At 53.2% G+C, this 20052-nt stretch carries 24 protein-coding genes; 9 read left to right on the forward strand and 15 right to left on the reverse strand.

Annotated elements, in window-relative coordinates; all coding sequences use genetic code 11:
* Window positions 1-183: 183 nt before the first annotated feature.
* Window positions 184-1017, reverse strand: coding sequence for a hypothetical protein (locus tag POS15_RS08495; RefSeq protein WP_284129451.1), 834 nt, complete (start codon window positions 1015-1017; stop codon window positions 184-186).
* A 101-nt stretch (window positions 1018-1118) separates the two neighbouring features.
* The gene (locus POS15_RS08500) at window positions 1119-1865 is read right to left on the reverse strand and encodes a hypothetical protein (RefSeq protein WP_284129452.1); all 747 of its coding nucleotides are present in this window, start codon (window positions 1863-1865) and stop codon (window positions 1119-1121) included.
* Window positions 1866-1902: 37 nt separating this feature from the next.
* Between POS15_RS08500 and POS15_RS08505 the strand changes: the two genes are divergently transcribed.
* Window positions 1903-3044 (forward strand): IS3-like element ISStma9 family transposase gene (locus tag POS15_RS08505; protein WP_087944428.1). Its coding sequence is split into 2 segments (ribosomal slippage): window positions 1903-2140 and window positions 2140-3044, totalling 1143 coding nucleotides; the frame shifts between segments, so codons are not numbered across the junction.
* A gap of 7 nt (window positions 3045-3051) precedes the next feature.
* On the opposite strand, the gene POS15_RS08510 is transcribed toward POS15_RS08505, so the two are convergent.
* The 5 genes from POS15_RS08510 to POS15_RS08530 form a co-directional block, all read right to left on the reverse strand.
* Window positions 3052-3462, reverse strand: a complete 411-nt coding sequence (locus POS15_RS08510) for an ankyrin repeat domain-containing protein (protein WP_284129453.1) — start codon at window positions 3460-3462, stop codon at window positions 3052-3054.
* A 111-nt stretch (window positions 3463-3573) separates the two neighbouring features.
* On the reverse strand, window positions 3574-3933 hold the full coding sequence (locus POS15_RS08515; RefSeq protein ID WP_164084998.1) for a hypothetical protein: 360 nt from the start codon (window positions 3931-3933) through the stop codon (window positions 3574-3576).
* A gap of 103 nt (window positions 3934-4036) precedes the next feature.
* Window positions 4037-4270, reverse strand: a complete 234-nt coding sequence (locus POS15_RS08520; protein ID WP_164084997.1) for a hypothetical protein — start codon at window positions 4268-4270, stop codon at window positions 4037-4039.
* Window positions 4271-4476: 206 nt separating this feature from the next.
* Entirely contained in the window at window positions 4477-5622 is a 1146-nt protein-coding gene (locus tag POS15_RS08525; RefSeq protein WP_284129454.1) for an ankyrin repeat domain-containing protein, read from the reverse strand.
* Between the two features lie 995 nt (window positions 5623-6617).
* Window positions 6618-7196, reverse strand: a complete 579-nt coding sequence (locus tag POS15_RS08530) for a ParA family protein (RefSeq protein WP_284129456.1) — start codon at window positions 7194-7196, stop codon at window positions 6618-6620.
* Window positions 7197-7427: 231 nt separating this feature from the next.
* Between POS15_RS08530 and POS15_RS08535 the strand changes: the two genes are divergently transcribed.
* A protein-coding gene (locus POS15_RS08535; protein WP_087944428.1) for an IS3-like element ISStma9 family transposase occupies window positions 7428-8569 on the forward strand; the annotation gives its coding sequence in 2 pieces (ribosomal slippage) (window positions 7428-7665 and window positions 7665-8569; 1143 coding nt in all).
* A 194-nt stretch (window positions 8570-8763) separates the two neighbouring features.
* The gene (locus POS15_RS08540) at window positions 8764-8910 is read left to right on the forward strand and encodes a hypothetical protein (protein ID WP_156455827.1); all 147 of its coding nucleotides are present in this window, start codon (window positions 8764-8766) and stop codon (window positions 8908-8910) included.
* A gap of 152 nt (window positions 8911-9062) precedes the next feature.
* On the opposite strand, the gene POS15_RS08545 is transcribed toward POS15_RS08540, so the two are convergent.
* Both POS15_RS08545 and POS15_RS08550 read right to left on the reverse strand, forming a co-directional pair.
* Window positions 9063-9527, reverse strand: coding sequence for a hypothetical protein (locus tag POS15_RS08545; protein WP_284129457.1), 465 nt, complete (start codon window positions 9525-9527; stop codon window positions 9063-9065).
* A gap of 38 nt (window positions 9528-9565) precedes the next feature.
* A complete protein-coding gene (locus tag POS15_RS08550) occupies window positions 9566-10450 on the reverse strand; it encodes a hypothetical protein (protein WP_284129458.1) in 885 nt (294 codons plus the stop codon).
* Between the two features lie 580 nt (window positions 10451-11030).
* Here POS15_RS08550 and POS15_RS08555 point away from each other — a divergent pair.
* Window positions 11031-11495 (forward strand): hypothetical protein, encoded by a 465-nt coding sequence (locus POS15_RS08555; protein WP_180846040.1) that lies wholly within the window; start codon window positions 11031-11033, stop codon window positions 11493-11495.
* A gap of 33 nt (window positions 11496-11528) precedes the next feature.
* On the forward strand, window positions 11529-11768 hold the full coding sequence (locus POS15_RS08560) for a hypothetical protein (RefSeq protein ID WP_180846041.1): 240 nt from the start codon (window positions 11529-11531) through the stop codon (window positions 11766-11768).
* A 55-nt stretch (window positions 11769-11823) separates the two neighbouring features.
* Here the strand turns inward: POS15_RS08560 and POS15_RS08565 are convergent, their stop codons facing one another.
* A complete protein-coding gene (locus tag POS15_RS08565) occupies window positions 11824-12009 on the reverse strand; it encodes a hypothetical protein (protein ID WP_180846042.1) in 186 nt (61 codons plus the stop codon).
* Window positions 12010-12230: 221 nt separating this feature from the next.
* On the opposite strand from POS15_RS08565, the gene POS15_RS08570 reads away from it, so the two are divergent.
* From POS15_RS08570 to POS15_RS08580, 3 genes are read left to right on the forward strand one after another with little or no spacing between them, the layout of a single operon-like run.
* Window positions 12231-12449, forward strand: a complete 219-nt coding sequence (locus POS15_RS08570) for a hypothetical protein (RefSeq protein ID WP_284129459.1) — start codon at window positions 12231-12233, stop codon at window positions 12447-12449.
* Window positions 12446-13486, forward strand: coding sequence for a zincin-like metallopeptidase domain-containing protein (locus POS15_RS08575; RefSeq protein ID WP_284129461.1), 1041 nt, complete (start codon window positions 12446-12448; stop codon window positions 13484-13486). Before POS15_RS08570 ends, POS15_RS08575 begins: the two co-directional genes overlap by 4 nt.
* Window positions 13483-14067, forward strand: coding sequence for an ankyrin repeat domain-containing protein (locus POS15_RS08580; RefSeq protein WP_284129462.1), 585 nt, complete (start codon window positions 13483-13485; stop codon window positions 14065-14067). The genes POS15_RS08575 and POS15_RS08580 overlap by 4 nt, the downstream gene beginning before the upstream one ends.
* A gap of 61 nt (window positions 14068-14128) precedes the next feature.
* Here POS15_RS08580 and POS15_RS08585 read toward each other — a convergent pair whose 3' ends face one another.
* The 3 genes from POS15_RS08585 to POS15_RS08595 form a co-directional block, all read right to left on the reverse strand.
* Window positions 14129-14446, reverse strand: coding sequence for a hypothetical protein (locus tag POS15_RS08585; protein WP_284129463.1), 318 nt, complete (start codon window positions 14444-14446; stop codon window positions 14129-14131).
* Window positions 14447-14529: 83 nt separating this feature from the next.
* The gene (locus POS15_RS08590) at window positions 14530-15261 is read right to left on the reverse strand and encodes a hypothetical protein (RefSeq protein ID WP_284129464.1); all 732 of its coding nucleotides are present in this window, start codon (window positions 15259-15261) and stop codon (window positions 14530-14532) included.
* A 74-nt stretch (window positions 15262-15335) separates the two neighbouring features.
* Window positions 15336-16477, reverse strand: a protein-coding gene (locus tag POS15_RS08595; protein WP_087944428.1) for an IS3-like element ISStma9 family transposase whose coding sequence is annotated in 2 segments (ribosomal slippage) — window positions 15336-16240 and window positions 16240-16477 — 1143 coding nt in all. Because the reading frame shifts where the segments join, the coding sequence is not laid out codon by codon here.
* A gap of 107 nt (window positions 16478-16584) precedes the next feature.
* Here POS15_RS08595 and POS15_RS08600 point away from each other — a divergent pair.
* Entirely contained in the window at window positions 16585-17364 is a 780-nt protein-coding gene (locus POS15_RS08600; RefSeq protein ID WP_284129465.1) for an NYN domain-containing protein, read from the forward strand.
* A gap of 97 nt (window positions 17365-17461) precedes the next feature.
* Here POS15_RS08600 and POS15_RS08605 read toward each other — a convergent pair whose 3' ends face one another.
* Entirely contained in the window at window positions 17462-18607 is a 1146-nt protein-coding gene (locus tag POS15_RS08605; protein ID WP_197649790.1) for a hypothetical protein, read from the reverse strand.
* A gap of 716 nt (window positions 18608-19323) precedes the next feature.
* Window positions 19324-20049: a hypothetical protein gene (locus tag POS15_RS08610; protein ID WP_284129467.1), complete on the reverse strand. Its 726-nt coding sequence runs from the start codon at window positions 20047-20049 to the stop codon at window positions 19324-19326.
* Between the last annotated feature and the right edge of the window lie 3 nt (window positions 20050-20052).

A 20052-nucleotide genomic window follows, 5' to 3' on the forward strand; every position in this document is an offset into this window, starting at 1 on the left:
CATCGGGATCGCCGTGATCCCGAGGTAGTAGCCCCAAGTTGACGGAATCGTGCTTACCGAGCTTGGCGACTCCTGGAACTCCACAAGTAGCCCGAAGGCGAGCCAAGACGCGAGAGGCCCCAAGAACAGAAGAGCCAGCCCGTGCACGAACCGCGTTCGCCTGCGAATCTTAGAGTGTGGCATCTAGAGCACCTGCCGATAGACCACACGCTTGTGCTCGTCGTTGATGTAGCAGACCAGTGATGCCATCTTGCCAAAGACGCCTATCTTTTCTACGTCCCATTCGTTCTTATATTCCGGATAGGTGTGCAGATGCATGGTGTCTCCCTTGACGAAGTCAGGTCGCTCAAAGGTCACACCGTAAGCCATGGCAATCGGGCCGTAATTTTTAGCTTCCTCTACTGCCACTGGACACTTCGAGGGCAACGCATAGCTTGCGTATTGGGAGGAACGCTTAGCGATCTTACGAACATCTTGTGGGGACATGAGCACCGAATACTCGGTGTCTGTCTTCTTCTCAAACAGTTGGGTCTGTCCGTAGACCTCCCGCCTGTTGACTAGCGGCGCACCCTCGACACTAGCCAGGCGGCAAGCCAATGTGTTCTTCAAGGCGGTGAAATCGTAGTCCGTGCAAAAGCTGGGATCCGCTGTATACGCCCCTTGATCAGCATCATATTTGACCTTCGTCGTGAATTCGAAGAGATAGACTTTGCCGGCATCAATGCCAACAGGTAGAGATAGCTCCGCTTTCCGCTTCTCATAGTCCGCAGTGGTTTCGAACTCGCCTTTTGCCACCTGGTTGCGCGCCCGGATGAGTTCCTGGTAGAACCGGATGGGAGGATTTAAACGAACCGTCTCACCATCGAAGGCTTTGCCTACCCAAGGCTCCTCTGTAATGACAATCGGAGGCTTGCTGTTTGCCACGTGACCGGAGGTTGTTGAAGCCGCGTCCTGCTGACAACCTACAAAAAAGACGCATAGTGCGGCCAGGACGGCCGGTGAAATGGTAGAGCGCACGAACTTCCCCTGTTCCCTTGACGACAACCGCATTGTAAGCGCTACGTGAAGACGAGGGTGTCAGATTTTCCTGACACCCGGCGGACGCGCTGTGCGCTGGATCAAAGACGACGGGAACTGGTGACTTGCATTGCTGAGGACGGACCAAGACTACGCTGGCTCGCAACGCATTCCTTGAAGCTCGGTGGAGCTTCCACTTTGTTTGTCTGGAACTCTTCTTGGGTCAACATAGACTCATCAGCGCGCTTGGTATGCGAGCACCTTTCCACGACACACCACCCATCCTCCATGTTCTCGTCATCGTATTCGACTCGATCAAGCCGAAGGCTGCTATCTGAGATGATGTATGAAGTTCCGTTCTCATCTGAAATCACAGCTCCGGCCAGACCAAGATGATAGGCGGTTCGGCCGCGTATGCTCTGCAAATCCCAGGCTGGATCTTCTCCATTGGCATATTCAATAAGCTCATCGTTGCCACTACAGTCGTCAAACTCAATCGCGCATGTCCACAGGTTCTCCCACTGTTCTTTATCGTAATCGAATTCAAGGCAGGCTTTTTCGAACGCAGACCTAATATCTTCCTCTCTAACAATTAACGGGTTTCCATGCCTGTCAGACATGTAGTCAATAGAATTGGTTGGTGATTCATCCAGGTTATGAAGCATATCGGTAGTGAGCATATTCCACTCATCTTTAAGCTCTATTCGATACGTTACGTCACCAAAGTGATCTAGAGCGTTATCAGAAAAGCACAGTCCACGAATGACGTTATCCTTCGTAAAATCATCTAATGGAATTTTGCAAAGATTTTCATTGTCAGTGTGAATCGCCCAGGGTTCCGTAGACACCTCGCAGCCATAAACTATGGCTTAGGCGGAGGTGGTTATGAGCACGAAGCGGTACACCGATGAGTTCAAGATCGAGGCGGTCCGACAGATCGTTGAGTACGGCCGTCCGGTAGCGGAGGTTGCCGAGCGACTGGGCGTGTCGATCCATAGTCTTTACGGCTGGAAGCGGCAACAAGGCAAAGGCGATGTTGGCCGGCGTGTCGAGCAGGACCAGAACGCGGAAGTGCGCCGCCTCAAGGCTGAGCTACGCAGGGTCACTGAAGAGCGAGACATCCTAAAAAAAGCCGCCGCGTACTTTGCAAAGGGGTAAGAGCAAAGTACGCCTTCATGAAGCAACACGCAGATGAGTTCGGCCTCGCGGCGATGTGTCGGATGCTTGGCGTCCATCGCAGTGGCTACTACGCCTGGCTAAAAGAGCCGGCAAGCGCTCGCGACAAGGACGATCAGCGGTTGCTCGGCCTAATCAAGCACAGCTGGCTGGAAAGCGGCTCTGTGTATGGCCACCGCAAAGTGACCACAGATCTGCGCGAGCTTGGCGAGACGTGTAGTCGTCATCGCGTGGCACGCTTGATGAAGAGCGAGGGGCTGCGGGCAATGGTCGGCTACGGTCGGCGACCACGCCCATTGAGCGGCCCTGTTGGATCAGTCGCCAAGAACGTTCTGGCTCGCGGCTTCAAAGTCAGTGAGCCAAATCGCGCGTGGGTCACGGACATCACCTACATCCGCACGTACGACGGCTTCCTGTACTTGGCGGTAGTGCTTGATCTGTTTTCGCGTCAGGTCGTTGGATGGGCAACCCGACCAACTCAACATACGGACCTGGTTTTGCAGGCGCTATTGGCTGCAGTGTGGCGGCGCAAGCCAAGCCCCGGGCTTCTGCTTCACTCCGACCAGGGAACCCAGTTCACCAGCGAAGACTGGCAGAGCTTCCTGCGCGAGCACGACATCGTGTGCAGCATGAGTCGACGAGGAAACTGCCATGACAACGCAGCGATGGAGAGCTTCTTCCAGCTACTGAAGCGGGAGCGTATTAAGCGGAGGATCTACAGCAATCACGACGAGGCACGGGCCGACGTCTTCCAGTACATCGAGATGTTCTACAACCCAAAACGGCGGCACAGTTCCAACGACGGGCTGTCCCCGGTAGAGTTCGAGAAGCAGTACGCACTAAACGGCTGACGACTGTCTAGAAAACCCTGGGCGATTCATGGCCGTTTTTTGAAGCCCCCACTAAAATGGATATATGCTTCTTTGGATCGGAGACAGGGAGCAGCAATTCGACAATGTCTTTTTTTCCGTTCAATGCAGCTACTCGCAACGCGTCGGAGTTGTTTGCAAGCGGCTCCGATACGGGCAGCAGCATCTCAACAATTTCTTTATGGCCATGTCTTGCAGACTCAGTTAAGGCCCTGGAATTTAAATCTGTCGGCTGAGAAACTGCAATCAGCATCTTGACGATTTCCCTATTGCCTTTTTCCGCAGCTCTTCTCAACGCCTCAGAGTCATTCGCCTTAGCATTTGAGACTGGGATAAGGCCTTTAACGATTTCTAGCTGCCCATACATCGCCGCCTGGATTAGTTTCTCTTCATTAGTCATAGTGATCTCCTTTTCCTCAGTAAAAGGCCAGTCGCATTTTTGTCAACACCCAAAGCAGTAAAAAGCCGCCTTTCGGCGGCCTATTGAATGTTTGCCTTAATGATTGCAATTTCAGGTAAGCAAGTCTTGTAAGTATTCTCTCGCCCCGTCATCTGACGCGGTCATGTCGTTTTTTTTAAGCGCTCGCCTCATAAGTAGAACGACATCATGATCGGCATCTTCATAGCGTTCGCAGTGAGCAAGACTACGGCAGGAGAGGTTGTAAGAGTTGGGGAAGGACCTCGACGGCTCACGCACGAAAGAGATCACTTGGCTATCTCTTCCCGAAGGATACCAGCGCGCCGCTCTGTCAAATGATCCCTCCGGGTGCTCTAATCGCGCTTGGCGTTTTTCGTATCGAGCCAGCGCTTGAAATGCCGCACTGAATTGAGACGCTGTTACTGAATGCTTTTTCTTTGATTGAGTATTCATGTGTGAATGCCTTTACTTTTGAGTGGATGAATTCAGTAAAAGGCAGATGGCACTTTTGTCAATAGATGCAGCCATTAAAAAACCGCCTTTCGGCGGTTTTTTCTTATACATAGCAATTGAGCTCGCGCTCTGGCGTTTGACCCAGCGGCATAAACAGCCCTTTATCTGTGTAGATCCAAAGCTCTTCGTCTACGACATTTGCAGACGCTGCCTCATCCCAGACAAGCAATTTCTCCTTGATGCTTGCTCCAGTTGAAAGAAAGACACCCTCTTTGATCGAAATAACTCCGGCCTCACGAGCCTTGCAGATGAGCCGTTGAATTGCATTGATTTTCATGTGATCTCCTTTATTGAGTGGATAAATCAAGCAAAAGGCAGATCGAACTTTTGTCAAGCTTTTAAGATCAAGATTGGCGAATTTATTTCGGCGCATTAGGCCTGCCCCAGCTACCTAGCACCTGAGGGCGCAGCGCAAGGCGACGAATGGCAGACACAACAAAAAGCCCCAGCTAAGGGGCTCTGTCTTGAACTTGGGTAGGTGCATCAGAGTCTCCTGGCCTGGGCTCTTGGAGCTGCCGCAGTGCCCAAGCTGTCAGACCTAGCTTGATCAACGCATTGATTGAAGCTCTGTGGGATTTGGACAGTTGAGGCTTGAAGCTCTTTCATCCAGAAATCCGCCTCCATAGCTTTTAGAAGTGATTTTCCTGATTCATCAAGCTGTTCGCAAGCAGCTTCCACATCAGACACGGGAATTAACAATTCAACAATTTCTTTATGCCCTTTAGATGCAGCGCTTGCCAATGCATCTGAGCCTTCTGCGTTCGGATCTGAGACCGGCAGAAGCATTTTAACAATTTCTTTATATCCGTTAAATGCGGCATATCTCAGTGCTTCCGAGTCATTTGCTTTTGGATCTGAGACCGGCAGAAGCATTTTAACAATTTCTTTATATCCGTTAAATGCGGCATATCTCAGTGCTTCCGAGTCATTTGCTTTTGGATCTGAGACCGGCAGAAGCATTTTAACAATTTCTTTATATCCGTTAAATGCGGCCTCTCTCAGCGCTTCCGAGTCATTTGCTTCTGGATCTGAGACAGGCAGAAGCATTTCCACAATTTCCTCATAGCCCCCACGTGCGGCATCTCTCAGTGCGTCCGAGTCATTTGCTTTTGGGTCTGAGACAGGAAGGAGCATTTCAACAATTTCTTTATGCCCATTGTAAGCCGCATTGCGCAAGGCCGACGAGTCATTTGCCTTTGGATCTGAAACAGGAATAAGCATTTCCACAACATCATTAAAACCTTTGTATGCAGAATTTATCAATGCTCTTGAGTCATTTGCCTTTGGATCTGAAACAGGAATAAGCAACTCAACAATTTTGCTGTGCCCGTTAAATGCGGCATCCCACAATGCCTCGGAGTGATACGCCTCCGGATCTGAAACGGGAATCAGCATTTCAACGATCTCTTTGTGCCCATTTTCCGCCGCACTTCGCAAGGCCTGCGAGGCACGGACCTTTGGATCTGAAACGGGAATCAGCATTTCAACGATCTCTTTGTGCCCATTTCCCGCCGCATTCCTCAAAGCTTGCGAATCGTTGGCCTTCGGATCTAAAACGGGAATTAAGGCTTTAACGACCTCTAGCTGTCCATACTTTGCAGCTCGAATTAGTTGTTCTTCATTAGTCATAGTGATCTCCTTTTTCCCAGTAAAAGGCCAATCGCATTTTTGTCAATACCCCTTAATATAAAAACTTCAACAAATAACCAGGAGAGCAAAGACTGTCCTCACAACCTCCGGCCAACAGCACGCGCATTTGGAACTGGTGTCGCCCGGTCTAAGAAGTAGGCTTCTAACCGCCTGGATGCCGCAAACCAAGCTCTCTCCTGGCAATACCTCACAGCTGCACCAGGACAGCAGTGGAGATAGAGAAGCTCCATGAGGCCCTGATGCTCCTCCTCCGCAGCGATTGCCATGGCTTTGCTGTATTCGCTGGGGCTACCTGGCCCCGCGCTCCCTGCCCTAGCCCACTCGATCATCCGCAGGATCAGATCAGGGTCTGTGCCTTGGCGCAGGTGACACCAATGCTCGATGGCCAGCGGGTCAGAGAGTGGATAGAGAACTAGGGCGGCTTGGAGTCGAGCGTTCATTGCTGCGACCGCCAGAGCTTTCGAGTCCTGGACCTTTGGGTCCACCTGGTCCAGCAGCTCACGCAACGTGACCAGGTCACCCGTTCTGGCAGCTTCGATGAACTGGTCTTCCGTTGAGCTACTCAGATGCGTCACCCGCTGATCGAGCACGAGTGACCTTCAAGACCTTCCGCTCGCTCCTCAGCACTTGCGCCCCGTATTCCGCAAGGGCTATCAGCCCTGTTGTCCAAGGCTCGCTAGGGTCATCCAAGAACTCTTGGATTGTGTCTCTGAGGCGCGGCGGCACGGTAATCATTGAACGATTTGTGCGAACGCCCTCAGGAGTGCGGTAGTCGCGGAGCCGAGCTGTGCGATGGAGCTGCAAAAGGGCTTCACTCCCCTCTCTGGGCCGGTCTTCCAGGTCAAAGTAGGACCGCCGGCACTCGTGGTCACCTAGCTCGGGCGCGGACCTCAGCTCGACGTTGACCCGCTTCTCGCTGCGATGCCCGGGCTGATGAATGACGTCTAGCGCGGTGTCGAGGTTTGGGACCTTTCTCATAAATCGCCCCAGGCTCGGCTATCAAAGCCTCTCACTGTTCGCGCAATCGCTTTGACGTCCTGCTGAGCGTGGCTGGCTCTCACCCCCGCCCGATCAAAGACAGTCTCCCCGTAGCCATAACACGAGGCAAAGATTGCCCGATCCCTCACGATCAGCGCCCCGGGAGGAAGCTGTGCGAAGCGCTGCCGATGCTCTGAGCGGTCGGGATTGAAGCGGTTTGCCACCACGATGTGAGGCAAGCTTTTCTTTCGCACGAGCTCCATCGTTTTCAAGAACACGACAAAGCTCACTGCATCCAAGAGCGTTGGGATGATGTAGACGTCAGCGTCAGGCAGGAGACCATTCTCAGGAAGCTTTGGGGCGGTGTCGAAGATATGGAAGTCATGCTGTGCCCGTGACTTCACGACACCCACCGTGAAGGCCGTCTCCCCGGCCAGCCTTGACCAGGCGAGGGATGAACCTTGGACGTCCAAGTCAGCGACATAGACGCTGGAACTTGGGTAGGTGCACTGCAAGCAATGAGCGAGATTGAGCGTGAGAGTCGTGCGCCCTACTCCCCCTTTACCGTTCAACATGCATATCTTCATGAGAGCACCGCTTGGACTTGTGATGCGCGCTGACGGTTCCAATGACCCATCATTCGTCTATCTCGATCTTTAGCTCGGTTCTTTAAACGCGATGCTCGCTCTTCTTTTTGGTTCAAATGAACTTGATAAAACTTGACCGTTGTGTCGATGTCATATTGAATCGCCCAGGGTTCCGTAGACACCTCGCAGCCATAAACTATGGCTTAGGCGGAGGTGGTTATGAGCACGAAGCGGTACACCGATGAGTTCAAGATCGAGGCGGTCCGACAGATCGTTGAGTACGGCCGTCCGGTAGCGGAGGTTGCCGAGCGACTGGGCGTGTCGATCCATAGTCTTTACGGCTGGAAGCGGCAACAAGGCAAAGGCGATGTTGGCCGGCGTGTCGAGCAGGACCAGAACGCGGAAGTGCGCCGCCTCAAGGCTGAGCTACGCAGGGTCACTGAAGAGCGAGACATCCTAAAAAAAGCCGCCGCGTACTTTGCAAAGGGGTAAGAGCAAAGTACGCCTTCATGAAGCAACACGCAGATGAGTTCGGCCTCGCGGCGATGTGTCGGATGCTTGGCGTCCATCGCAGTGGCTACTACGCCTGGCTAAAAGAGCCGGCAAGCGCTCGCGACAAGGACGATCAGCGGTTGCTCGGCCTAATCAAGCACAGCTGGCTGGAAAGCGGCTCTGTGTATGGCCACCGCAAAGTGACCACAGATCTGCGCGAGCTTGGCGAGACGTGTAGTCGTCATCGCGTGGCACGCTTGATGAAGAGCGAGGGGCTGCGGGCAATGGTCGGCTACGGTCGGCGACCACGCCCATTGAGCGGCCCTGTTGGATCAGTCGCCAAGAACGTTCTGGCTCGCGGCTTCAAAGTCAGTGAGCCAAATCGCGCGTGGGTCACGGACATCACCTACATCCGCACGTACGACGGCTTCCTGTACTTGGCGGTAGTGCTTGATCTGTTTTCGCGTCAGGTCGTTGGATGGGCAACCCGACCAACTCAACATACGGACCTGGTTTTGCAGGCGCTATTGGCTGCAGTGTGGCGGCGCAAGCCAAGCCCCGGGCTTCTGCTTCACTCCGACCAGGGAACCCAGTTCACCAGCGAAGACTGGCAGAGCTTCCTGCGCGAGCACGACATCGTGTGCAGCATGAGTCGACGAGGAAACTGCCATGACAACGCAGCGATGGAGAGCTTCTTCCAGCTACTGAAGCGGGAGCGTATTAAGCGGAGGATCTACAGCAATCACGACGAGGCACGGGCCGACGTCTTCCAGTACATCGAGATGTTCTACAACCCAAAACGGCGGCACAGTTCCAACGACGGGCTGTCCCCGGTAGAGTTCGAGAAGCAGTACGCACTAAACGGCTGACGACTGTCTAGAAAACCCTGGGCGATTCATATTTGATTTTCATGCTGATCTCCAATTAGGGTTATTCCCTAGATTGAAGAAAAGGCAGTTCAAACTTTTGTCAATAGTTTTTACTCCAAATACTTGACAAAAGTTCAATCGGCCTCTTAATCAATGAAAGGCACTCAAAGCCCCATCATCTAAAGGAGATCATCATGTTCAAATATCTTTTCAACCACGAAAGCCTTTTAATTTCATTAGGCTCGATGGCAACGCTTACGGTCTTTGCCTTGCTTGGATGCTACGCAGCGCTGTCCGGAATTGGCCGCTTGATCAGTAGTGCCCTGGGAACGGGCGCATGAGACGCCTGATCACATGGCTAGTTCTTATCGCTTGCTTGATGATCGGACTTGACTGCTTCGCGGCGAAGGCTATCGGAAGCATTCGAACGATTGAGTCATCTCTTGCGAGAATTGGATCCAGATAAACTAAAGGCCACTCTAAGTGGCCTTTGTCAAATCAAATCATCGCCGCTTGGTCTTAGCCGTTTGATCAATGGTCCGGACGGACCAAGAGATATACCCATCTCTCTTGCGACATCGGAAATTATTTTTCGAGAGTTAGGAAATACACCGGAAACATCACTCCGTGTCATACCTTTTTTGAGAGCATGGCGCAGCAGAGCTTTTATTTCCTCACGCTTCTTAAGTCTCTTTATCGAAACTGGCTCATGGCCGACCATCTTTCTAGCGCTCTGAACAAGAGAACCTGAGACCTGCTGCTCTCGTGCAAGCTGGGCGAGACAGTGCCCAGGATCTCTAACAAGCAACGCCGCGATTTCGAGACGCTTCTTCTCTAGCATTTCAGTTCTACGAGGTGCGCCGACCTGGATGCAGATGCTACCGATCCGTTGCCTGGTCAGACCGAACTCACGGGCGAGGGACGAATGCTTCTCGTCGCCCCGCTTGAGCTTTCGCACCAATCGAGCCCTCTCCTTTACGCTTAGCCGTCTCATAGTCATAAAGCGACCTTCGCTCGCATTGCGCGTTGATGACGCGCCAAGACTGACCCCTTCTTTTCGGAGGACGCTGAGGCGTCACCGGAAGCCTTTGCCGCTCGGAATTGATCAAGGATGACGACGTTGGTGCGAGATTTGCTGACAGAAAGCACGTTGTGCTTATTAATCGAGAAACCGGTAACTAGTCCACACTCCGGGGCAGACAAAACTACCAACGCCCTCTTGACTTCAAATTTAAATTTCTTCAACTCGAACCCGGAACGCGCCAGGCGTTTTAACTCCAAAAGCGAAATTGGAGGAACAACTTTGTGAGTAGCAATGAAGTCGTGAAGCCACAATACAAGCTGATTATTCCCAAGCGACACTTTGCGAGTCAGATCATTGACCAGAACTTCATCATCAAAGAGCTTGGATAATTCGTTGTTGATCGTGATCGTGATGTTCCCTTTCCGAACCCTCGTCCCAACGTTGACTCTGGCAATCTTCACTCCAGAGACCAACCCTCCGATGTAGTCGTGTGTTGCCGTTTGATAGCTGATCTCCCCGCTTCGTAGATCTCTGAGCATGTTGACCAGGCGACTGTGCATCTGCGAGCAGGTCGATTTATTACCCATCCTTCGCAGCAACTCGTTCCCACTGATTTCAACGGTGTCGGTCTCCTGCTCGACATATGCAGAAATGATGCTCTGCCACAGCAAAGAGTGATGCTGATTGAGCACAGGCCCTGTGTAGCTCACCTTGGTGGCGCGTAGATTTTGAACGGCTAAGCTGGTGTCTTCGAGATGAATTTCTACGCGCTCACTCTTCACTGCCATAGACGTTCCAAAAAGGGCGGATCGCGCCAGCCCCAATGGAATTTTAGAATAAATATCTTCTTTACACACGAAACCATCTCCTTAAAATGACATCAATTAAGGAATAGGCCAATATCAACTTTTGTCAACTTCAAACGGCAAACTGTTAAACGCTTAGGTTAAATTCTCCTGCGATATATCGAGAACTTTGCGCGATATAGCTAGAACCGCACTGCGATATATCGAGAACCATCACTGCGATATTTCAAGAACTTTATGCGATATATCTAGAACCGAAACAGCCGAAATCGCTTGTGGCACAGTGGTTTCCAGCCCCTTAAGGCTTTTAGGTTTAAAGCTAAAGGAAAGAAGGGCGCTGTCGCGCTTTTTTTTGGATCAAGGAAAGAGCAAGCTCGTCAGCACTTTTCACCCCTTCCGCCTTTGCCCCCTGCAAGGGGGCGGCGGGTAAGCTGGGGCTATCGCTCCACCCGGCAGCTGCGCTGCGGCTTCGCCCGCATGAGCTATGAGGGCCGCTTGGCTCGGCCTGATGATGGGCGATAGCCCGTTCCACAGCCAGCCCCCTGGGGGGCGTTGGCGCAGGGGGGGTTGAAGTCGGGGGTGATCTACGTTGTGATCTGCTTGCTCGCTTTGAGCAACAAGGGGATCAAGGATGAAATCACACACCGTATTCGCGGGACTTTTCCTGCTGAGCATTACGCAGTCGTCCTACTCTCAGGACCTTGGTAACTTGGCTTTCGACAGGTTCAACAACACGGCCAAGGGCCTGTGCGGCCCAAGCATCATCGAATACACGGGGGTCAATCAAAACCGAACTGATGGCCGCGTTGGCGGATGGAACTACGATGGAGAGGTGACGATGAAGGTCACGTCCGGGCAGAAGATCATCACCCCGCCTTTGGGTGTCGGAAGAGTCACTGCCGTGTGCCTGGGAGAGTCTCGGCCGATCCTGGTGGTCATCGAAGACAAGGCACCTTCCAAGCGATTCTTCAAGGCTTACGACGCGCGGAGTCTCGCCCCAATCAGCGAGAAGGAAGGTTGCAATTTCGTGTGTATGGAAGAAGCTGGCGTCAAGATCCCACCGAAGCTTGCTTCGTTTGATCCGCCGATTGACTGACCCCAACGACGCACTCACTCAAGAAGAACGCCGATGTCTTTTTCAGAACACTTGCAATTGAAGGACGGCGAGACGCTTCGCCTAGACAGCTCGCGCGAGACAGGTTTTATGGGAAACGTAGACGTCGACAATTATTCAATCCTGAGCGCCGAAGGCGAAGTGGTCGGCAAGGTTGAATACACTGTTGACACTGCCGTCAAAGGCTTGAAGGTGACATACAAGGTCGTCCAGACTGATCTTGAAGGCAAGACTGTCCTGCAGAAGTTCTGGTAGAACCTGCCGCGCTGCAGACGAAGAAAGCCCCGGAAATTCGGGGCTTTTTTATTGCTCAGCTCCAGCCGTGATCGACTCGATCCAGGTCGTAGTCGCGACCAATTTGGTGAGCTGCTTCGAGAGCTGAAAGATCGCCATAGCGCTGTTTGAACTCGGCTTCTGAGAAGCCCGCTTCGTCGATGCTGATGCCAAACATGTTGGTGAAGTGCTCGTTTGCTTCTTTGAAGAATTTCGTGCTCATCATCTTGCTCCAATTGAGCCAATTGCTCGCGATAAGAGCAAGGGAAGCGGCAAGAACGCATTGCACTGAAAGCCGGAACAAGGTGGAGGAGCGCTAGCGCTTGCAATGTGTTCAGCGACCAATCTTTGTCGCTGGCTATTTGCGAATTGGACCAAATTAATTGCGCTAGAAGCCCTTGCCAAACGAGTCAGTTGCCTTAGCTTGGTCAAGAGGAGGCACTTATGACTGATGAAGATCTGTATTTCGAAGAAACGGCGCTAACGCCAGAGGATATCTACCTGCCCTTCAAGCGATTCGTCGCAGAACGGCACGGGGACGGCCTGCTGTTCAGCGTAGCAACTGATCAGACTGAGGCCGAAGGCCATTTCAACGACTTCGAGATCATCGATCTTGTCGATCTGGCTCTCATGCAACACCGCAGCATTTGGATTGGCGCATGAGCAAGACAGACGACTACGCGCGCCAATTTGCTGATCTCGTGATCCGCAGCCTGGAGAACCACACAGCGCCATGGACAAAGCCTTGGAAGCCCGGCGAAGTCCCGGCAGGGCCCCACAACGGCGTCACCAATCGTAGCTACCGGGGCAGCAATTTCATGAACTTGCTCCTGACGCAGCAAGAACGGGGCTATCAGTCTGCGGAGTGGCTGACGTTCAAGCAGATTGGGGAAGCTGGTGGCAAGGTCCGCAAGGGACAGAAAGGCACTTTGATCCAATTCTGGAAGACGTCGGAGCCGACTGCCGAGCAGCTCGAAGAGGATCCAACAGCAAAGAAGATCATGCAAGTCTTCTACTTCACAGTCTTTAACCGCGATCAATGCGATGGCTTGCCTGAGCCGAAAGCTCAGCTCCAAGTTCCGGAGCAATGGCGACATGAGAAGTGCGAGCAGCTGATGACTGACTCGGGCGTGCCGTTCAACTTCAATGGCGGTGATCGGGCTTACTACCGTCCGGACATCGATCAGATTTTCATGCCCTCGAAAGCAGCGTTTAGCAGCCCAGACGGCTTCTATGCAACAGCCCTTCATGAGCTCGGACACAGCACCGGCCACAAAGATCGGTTGGGGCGTGATCTATCGGGCAAGTTTGGTAGTGAGAGCTACGCTATCGAAGAGCTGCGAGCTGAGATCTTCTCTTTCATGTGCGCCGAACGCTTGGGTATCGGCCACGATCCAGGGCAAAGCACGGCTTACATCAAACCATGGATCAAAGTCTTGAACAATGACCCTAGGGAAATTGTTCGTGCTTCTGGGGATGCAGATAAGATGTGCATTTTCTTGAAGATCGAGCGCTACGAGGAACTCCAACAGAGCCATGTGCAGGACCAAGAGCTAACGGGCCAAGAGCCCCGTCAAGAACGGCCGGTGCGTAAAGCAAGGCCGAAACCTGTCGATCCCCTTGCACCTGAGTTGCTCGACGATCAGATCAAAGATATGAAGGCGCGGCGCAGAGCCAAAGAACTCGCGGTAGCGCTATGACCGAACGACTGCCACAAATCCATAACTCGGACCGAGAAGAGAGTCGGCAATGCTACACACAGCCCGGGAAGGAACCCCGCCCCGAGCTCTTCGACTTTGGCAACCTCAGCCCTGAATCCCAGGCAATCTATGAAGCGAGCCGAGCCGGATCGCGGTTCGATCACCTCATTGATCATGCCTTGCTTCTCGCTCGCATCCGGGGTGACAAAGAACAGCTTGTCTATGCGTCTGAGCCAGATGACACGCTGCCTGGGACTACTCTACTGGACGCTGTCGAGAACGGGCGCTGGAACGAAGCCCGGGGCCTTATCCGCTCACATGTAGACGTCAACGTGACCAACGCGTTTGGACAGACAGCCTTGCACCTGGCTGACGACCCTGGGGTAATCGATGCCCTGCTCCGCTTTGGGGCGAAGCAAGACATCGTGGACGACTTTGGCAACACGCCTATGCAAACGGCTATGGAGCGCGGTGATAGCGATGCACAGCACCTGATGGAGAAATACCTTCATAGGTGCAAATCAGCCCATGACCCAATGCCCGTCAAGCTACCAAAGGCAGGGATGTCAAAGCCGACCTAGGCAACATTTTGACACTTCACAGATAGCCTGACCGGGAAGCAGCGAGACCTTCATCCGCACGCTAAATTGCACGCCCCCCGACCTTCCCTATCACCTCTGGAATCCGCCCTGGCCTGCCATATGTTTTTCCATCCAAGCACTTGTATATCTCACCAAGTCGACGAGCGTTGAAACTCTTCGGAACTGTCACAGCGCCGGTGACTTCATCAACATCCCCCTGATTCGCGCAACCCTCCTTCATGGCCCCTTTCACTATCTGTTCGAGCTTCGCCCAGTCTAGAGCATCAAAGTTTCCGTCCAGGGCCACTTGTTCGAAGACCGCCAAAAGTGGGACAGTCAACTCGTATAGGTCACTTCGAATACCATTTCCTGTTGCCATTTGGCACACTCCTTTTGGGTGTTGATAAAATCAATTATCGCTTATAGTCTGATTGTCGTTCCGGGAGTTTTGGCACAAGTCCCTCAATTGTCGATCAGCATCTGAATGGCATTCTTGAGGCTTGGTGCTAGTTCCGGAAAACCGCTGTGCCCCTCTACACTCGCCTCTGAGTAGACGTTCCCAGGGACCCTGTTCTTCAACTGACCCATCACAAACTTCCCTTTCGCCCCCTTCAACGCTCGATGTTGCAGCGCCGCCCAAACATCTGCATTCGTAGGGCCACCGCCTGCTCCATGAAGCTCTTGATTCGCTGCGACACGCTGTTTTGCGAACTGGTCTGAGATGGGCACCGTGTTGTTCGCGATGATGTGATCCACCCATCCCTCACATGTAGCAAGCGTTTCGCCAGTAAGCGATGACAGGAAGCTTGGGTTGCAGAACTCAGACTCGATGTCGGATTGGTCTGTAAGCCACAGGGCAATGCCCTCTGCTGCATAACTATCCACCAATTGCGCCGCCTCGTCGTCAGTCAACGAATCGCGGTCTCGGTGAACCAAGACTTTGAACTTGCCACCTAGTGACTCCCTGAGCTCTACCGCCTCAGCCTTGGTCAGCAGATGCTTGTAGCCCCGGCCTGGGAGAACAGTCACAGACCGCTCGATCTCGGGCCACTGTCGAATGAGCTTCTTTAATAGCTCGTTCTTCGCGTCTTCGCTGACGATGATCACCTGCTTACCGAACGCCCCCCAACCCAGCGCCAGTTCGACCACAGACCGGTCGTCGGATTTGATCTCACCGTCTGCAAGCCAGACCACATTAGCGTCAACCGGTGCTCCTCTTACGATGAAGGGAGAGTGCGTTGAATCGCCCAGGGTTTTCTAGACAGTCGTCAGCCGTTTAGTGCGTACTGCTTCTCGAACTCTACCGGGGACAGCCCGTCGTTGGAACTGTGCCGCCGTTTTGGGTTGTAGAACATCTCGATGTACTGGAAGACGTCGGCCCGTGCCTCGTCGTGATTGCTGTAGATCCTCCGCTTAATACGCTCCCGCTTCAGTAGCTGGAAGAAGCTCTCCATCGCTGCGTTGTCATGGCAGTTTCCTCGTCGACTCATGCTGCACACGATGTCGTGCTCGCGCAGGAAGCTCTGCCAGTCTTCGCTGGTGAACTGGGTTCCCTGGTCGGAGTGAAGCAGAAGCCCGGGGCTTGGCTTGCGCCGCCACACTGCAGCCAATAGCGCCTGCAAAACCAGGTCCGTATGTTGAGTTGGTCGGGTTGCCCATCCAACGACCTGACGCGAAAACAGATCAAGCACTACCGCCAAGTACAGGAAGCCGTCGTACGTGCGGATGTAGGTGATGTCCGTGACCCACGCGCGATTTGGCTCACTGACTTTGAAGCCGCGAGCCAGAACGTTCTTGGCGACTGATCCAACAGGGCCGCTCAATGGGCGTGGTCGCCGACCGTAGCCGACCATTGCCCGCAGCCCCTCGCTCTTCATCAAGCGTGCCACGCGATGACGACTACACGTCTCGCCAAGCTCGCGCAGATCTGTGGTCACTTTGCGGTGGCCATACACAGAGCCGCTTTCCAGCCAGCTGTGCTTGATTAGGCCGAGCAACCGCTGATCGTCCTTGTCGCGAGCGCTTGCCGGCTCTTTTAGCCAGGCGTAGTAGCCACTGCGATGGACGCCAAGCATCCGACACATCGCCGCGAGGCCGAACTCATCTGCGTGTTGCTTCATGAAGGCGTACTTTGCTCTTACCCCTTTGCAAAGTACGCGGCGGCTTTTTTTAGGATGTCTCGCTCTTCAGTGACCCTGCGTAGCTCAGCCTTGAGGCGGCGCACTTCCGCGTTCTGGTCCTGCTCGACACGCCGGCCAACATCGCCTTTGCCTTGTTGCCGCTTCCAGCCGTAAAGACTATGGATCGACACGCCCAGTCGCTCGGCAACCTCCGCTACCGGACGGCCGTACTCAACGATCTGTCGGACCGCCTCGATCTTGAACTCATCGGTGTACCGCTTCGTGCTCATAACCACCTCCGCCTAAGCCATAGTTTATGGCTGCGAGGTGTCTACGGAACCCTGGGCGATTCAAAGAAGGCAATCGTCGCTACCCACAAGCATTGGAAGGAGCATCTATGGCGAGTCAGCCGATTGAAGCCACCGTCGCGGTCATGATTGACTGTGACAATGTCGCACCCGACATCATTGATTTCGCCCTATTGATGGCAGCGCAGGCCGGTAGAGTTGCGCTGCGACGCGGGTATGGAAACAAGACGACACTCAACAGTTCATGGGAACAAGCATTGGTCCGACAGGCATTTACCCCATGCCTTCAATACCAATACGCTTCAAAGAAGAACACTGCTGACATTGCGCTTGCTCTTGATGCTCAAGAGGCACTGTTCGACAGGCGTGCGGAGGTCTTTTGCTTGGTAACGAGCGACTCGGACTTTGCATATCTCAGCCGCAGACTGCGAGAACGCGGCGCTACGGTCTTCATTGTGGGCGAAGCAAAGACCCCAGATGCACTGCGCAATGCGTGCGACCGGTTCTTCGAATGGAGCCCTGAGCAAGCCGCTGCGCAAGCACCTGATGCGGAGACTCCGGAGGCCAAGCCTCGGGCCCCTACCCAACCCAAACCCGTCGCTGCGCCCACCCCGTCTGCCAAGATCAAGCGTAGGCCACGGTTCGTCGTGGAAGCCGTCTCCCTCCTGGCCGCAGGCACGCCTGATGGAAGGGTTAGCGTGAGCGCTCTGAGCCAGTATTTGAAACGTGCCGACTCTGCCTTTTCGCCCAGTGCGTATGGGCATTCTGGGCTTGTAGACATGTTGAAGACCTATGACCTGCTCACCCCTCACTTGGAGGAAGGCGGGCATTGGACAGTGAGTCTCGCTGCTGAGCCTGACGCGGAATAGTCACGAGGTAGGAGCACGGGATCGACTTGCAGCAGCATGCCAGCTGCTCCGTAGACCAACGATGCCTGTGGGGTCGTCGGTCTACACGATGCACCCACTAGCCGTGAAAGTTGATCACAGGTAGGTCTTGCAGATGCTTGATGCTCTCTACCATTTCTTCTGAAAACTGAAAGAACTTGTTGGCATCATGAACTCGATAGCAGAGCTCAAAGAACATGCCATATGAGATCACGTAGCAAGGGATGCTGCGCTCCACCATCAGCACATTGAGGATCTTCGCGTATTCTTCGCTCTCTCGCTCAAAGACTTCTTTGATGATCGTGATCGCAAAGAGCTGCTTCTGGCTGATATCGATTGACTTCTCTTCGCCGTTGAGGGTGTAGCGAAGCGTTCCGTTGCCTGCTTTGATGTAACTTTGTGCACCCCGAACCTGTGCCACGGCTTTCTTGAAAGCGGTCATCGCATTGGTTTGCTTCCGACTGAGCTTCTGCTTTGCGATGCGCTCAACGTTTGGACTGTCCTTGGCTTGGATGATGAGCACTCGATCATCTGTCACCACCAAGACGTCACAAATCTCTTCCTTGTCAGTTGTTCGTAGTGGTCCGTGGTAGAGCTGACTTTGGGGAAAGCACATCGCCAAGCACTTGATGATGTCTTCTTCTTGGAAGTTCCCAGGCTCCTCCCTCTCTAACGTGGAGATGCTGTATCCCTTTGCCCCGTGATGTTGATGGAGCGGATACCGAGCATCCTGGATGGCAAGACTCTCTCCAAAGGGGGCGTGGACAAGCCGGACTGTCAGTGCTTCCTCGTCGTCCTTGCTGGTGCGCAGACCGAACCAGGTAGCGACTCCATGCAGCATGTGCTGAGCCTGGACAAAGTCCGAGCCAAGCAGCCTCAACCCGTCCAGACGGCTCTTGGTAACTTCTGGGACATCAATCTCTGCTTCGTAGACCAAGAACTCTCGCCCATGTTCATCAAAGAAATGAACATTGATCGAAGGGCTGGTCAAGGTCGCCAACAGGTGGCGACTCTCGACGTCATCGAGCAAAGCTGTGCGAATGATCAAAGGTTCATCTTCGTCGTCGAAGAACGCGAAGGCCAAAGCTAGCGTCTCTTTTCCATCAAGGTCCGCAGGACACACATAGACCTTGATGAAGCCACTGATCTTGGCCGCGAGAAGGAACTCTTTTTGAGCCTTGACGATGAGGAACGGATTGCCACCATCAGGATCAGGTGCAGCCATGATGCCGACTGGATAGCTCAGAATCTGGTGGTATAACTCGGGGTGAAGGACGGTTAGCATAGAGCGAGGATAACGCCCTACCCTCTGCTTGTGTAACAGCGGGATCTAGCGACCGAGCAGCTGTGCGAGAGTGTCTATCACGTCTGCCCAGAAGCCTTTTGTTGCACTAGGCCATCGCAGGGTCTTCGCGATCTTTAAGCTACTCGGCGTCTGCTGGCGTCTGCAATCCACAACGATTCCTGGCGGCTTACCATAGATTTGATGCCCGTGAGTGGCTGCGACATAGCGCCAAGCTTTCTCATGATCTTCGGCTTCAAGCTGAGTGCCTTGAATCGTGGATAGGTGCTGGAACTCGAAAGCGCGTGGCCAACCACCAGCAACCGACTCGTGTTCCTTTTGCCGCCGGGCCATGTCAACGGTCTGACCGATGTAGACCGCCCCACTTCTAAATTTGAGAGCGTATAGATGCCGCTCTCTTGCATGATATTTCTGATCTCGCTTATACCGCACTGAATCTCCTGATTTGCTGAGTTAGACCCAACAAAACAGAAAATCCAGAATTGGCAATGGCTAATGGACGATCAATCGCTGAAAAAAATTAGGATGTGTGTGCGGGAACACACACACCCCGGGTGAGAGGACAAGGAGAAAAGCCCCTCATACCCATCAGAAGAAATTTTCCACAGGCGTCAAGCGTTATCCGCGTGGTTACACATTCACTGCCGAGTAGCGACGTGTCCACGATGCAAGAATTCCTGAAAACGCGGAGGTGGGACTCTCCGAAGTCCCTCTACTTCCGCTTTAAGCGAATTATAGTCATCATAAGAGTCTTCGGGACGCGCAACCAAGCATGCCCCGTTGTCAAGCAAGAATTCAATTAGGAATTCCAGGCATGGTCGATCTTCATCTGCGGAACCACTGTGAAGGTAAAGATCCAACAAATCATGAAGCTCATTGTCGCTCTTGAGGTGGAAGAACTCGGCATCCTCAAAATTTGCCCCACTTTCCAACAACAGAGCGACTGCACCAAACTGTTTGTGGGAATACGCCGTATCGACGGGACTGCCAAAGCCAAAATCAGTTCCACTCATTTCATTGATGTCAGCGCCATACTCCAAAAGTAGCTTGATCTGATCAAGCTCTCCAGAGCAAGCAGCGTTCGTCAAAGGCGTGGGAAATTTATGATAGCCGGTATAGCAATCAACGAAAGCACCTGCCTCTAGTGCAACCTTCAACTCTTCGAGGGATCCAGCCGCGATCAACCGTTCACATGCGGCAACGCGTTGCTTTTCTTCGTCCGGAAATTGAGTGATCCACGACTCGAACTTTGGGATGAGTAGTGGTATCAAATGACTATTGGCATTGATCGTGCCACTTTGGTCATAGTATGAGCTCGGGAATTCTCGTGTCTTCGCGTTCTTCTTAGCAAACCATCCAAACATTGG

The sequence above is a fragment of the Stenotrophomonas sp. BIO128-Bstrain genome, from assembly GCF_030128875.1.
Taxonomy (GTDB): domain Bacteria; phylum Pseudomonadota; class Gammaproteobacteria; order Xanthomonadales; family Xanthomonadaceae; genus Stenotrophomonas; species Stenotrophomonas bentonitica_A.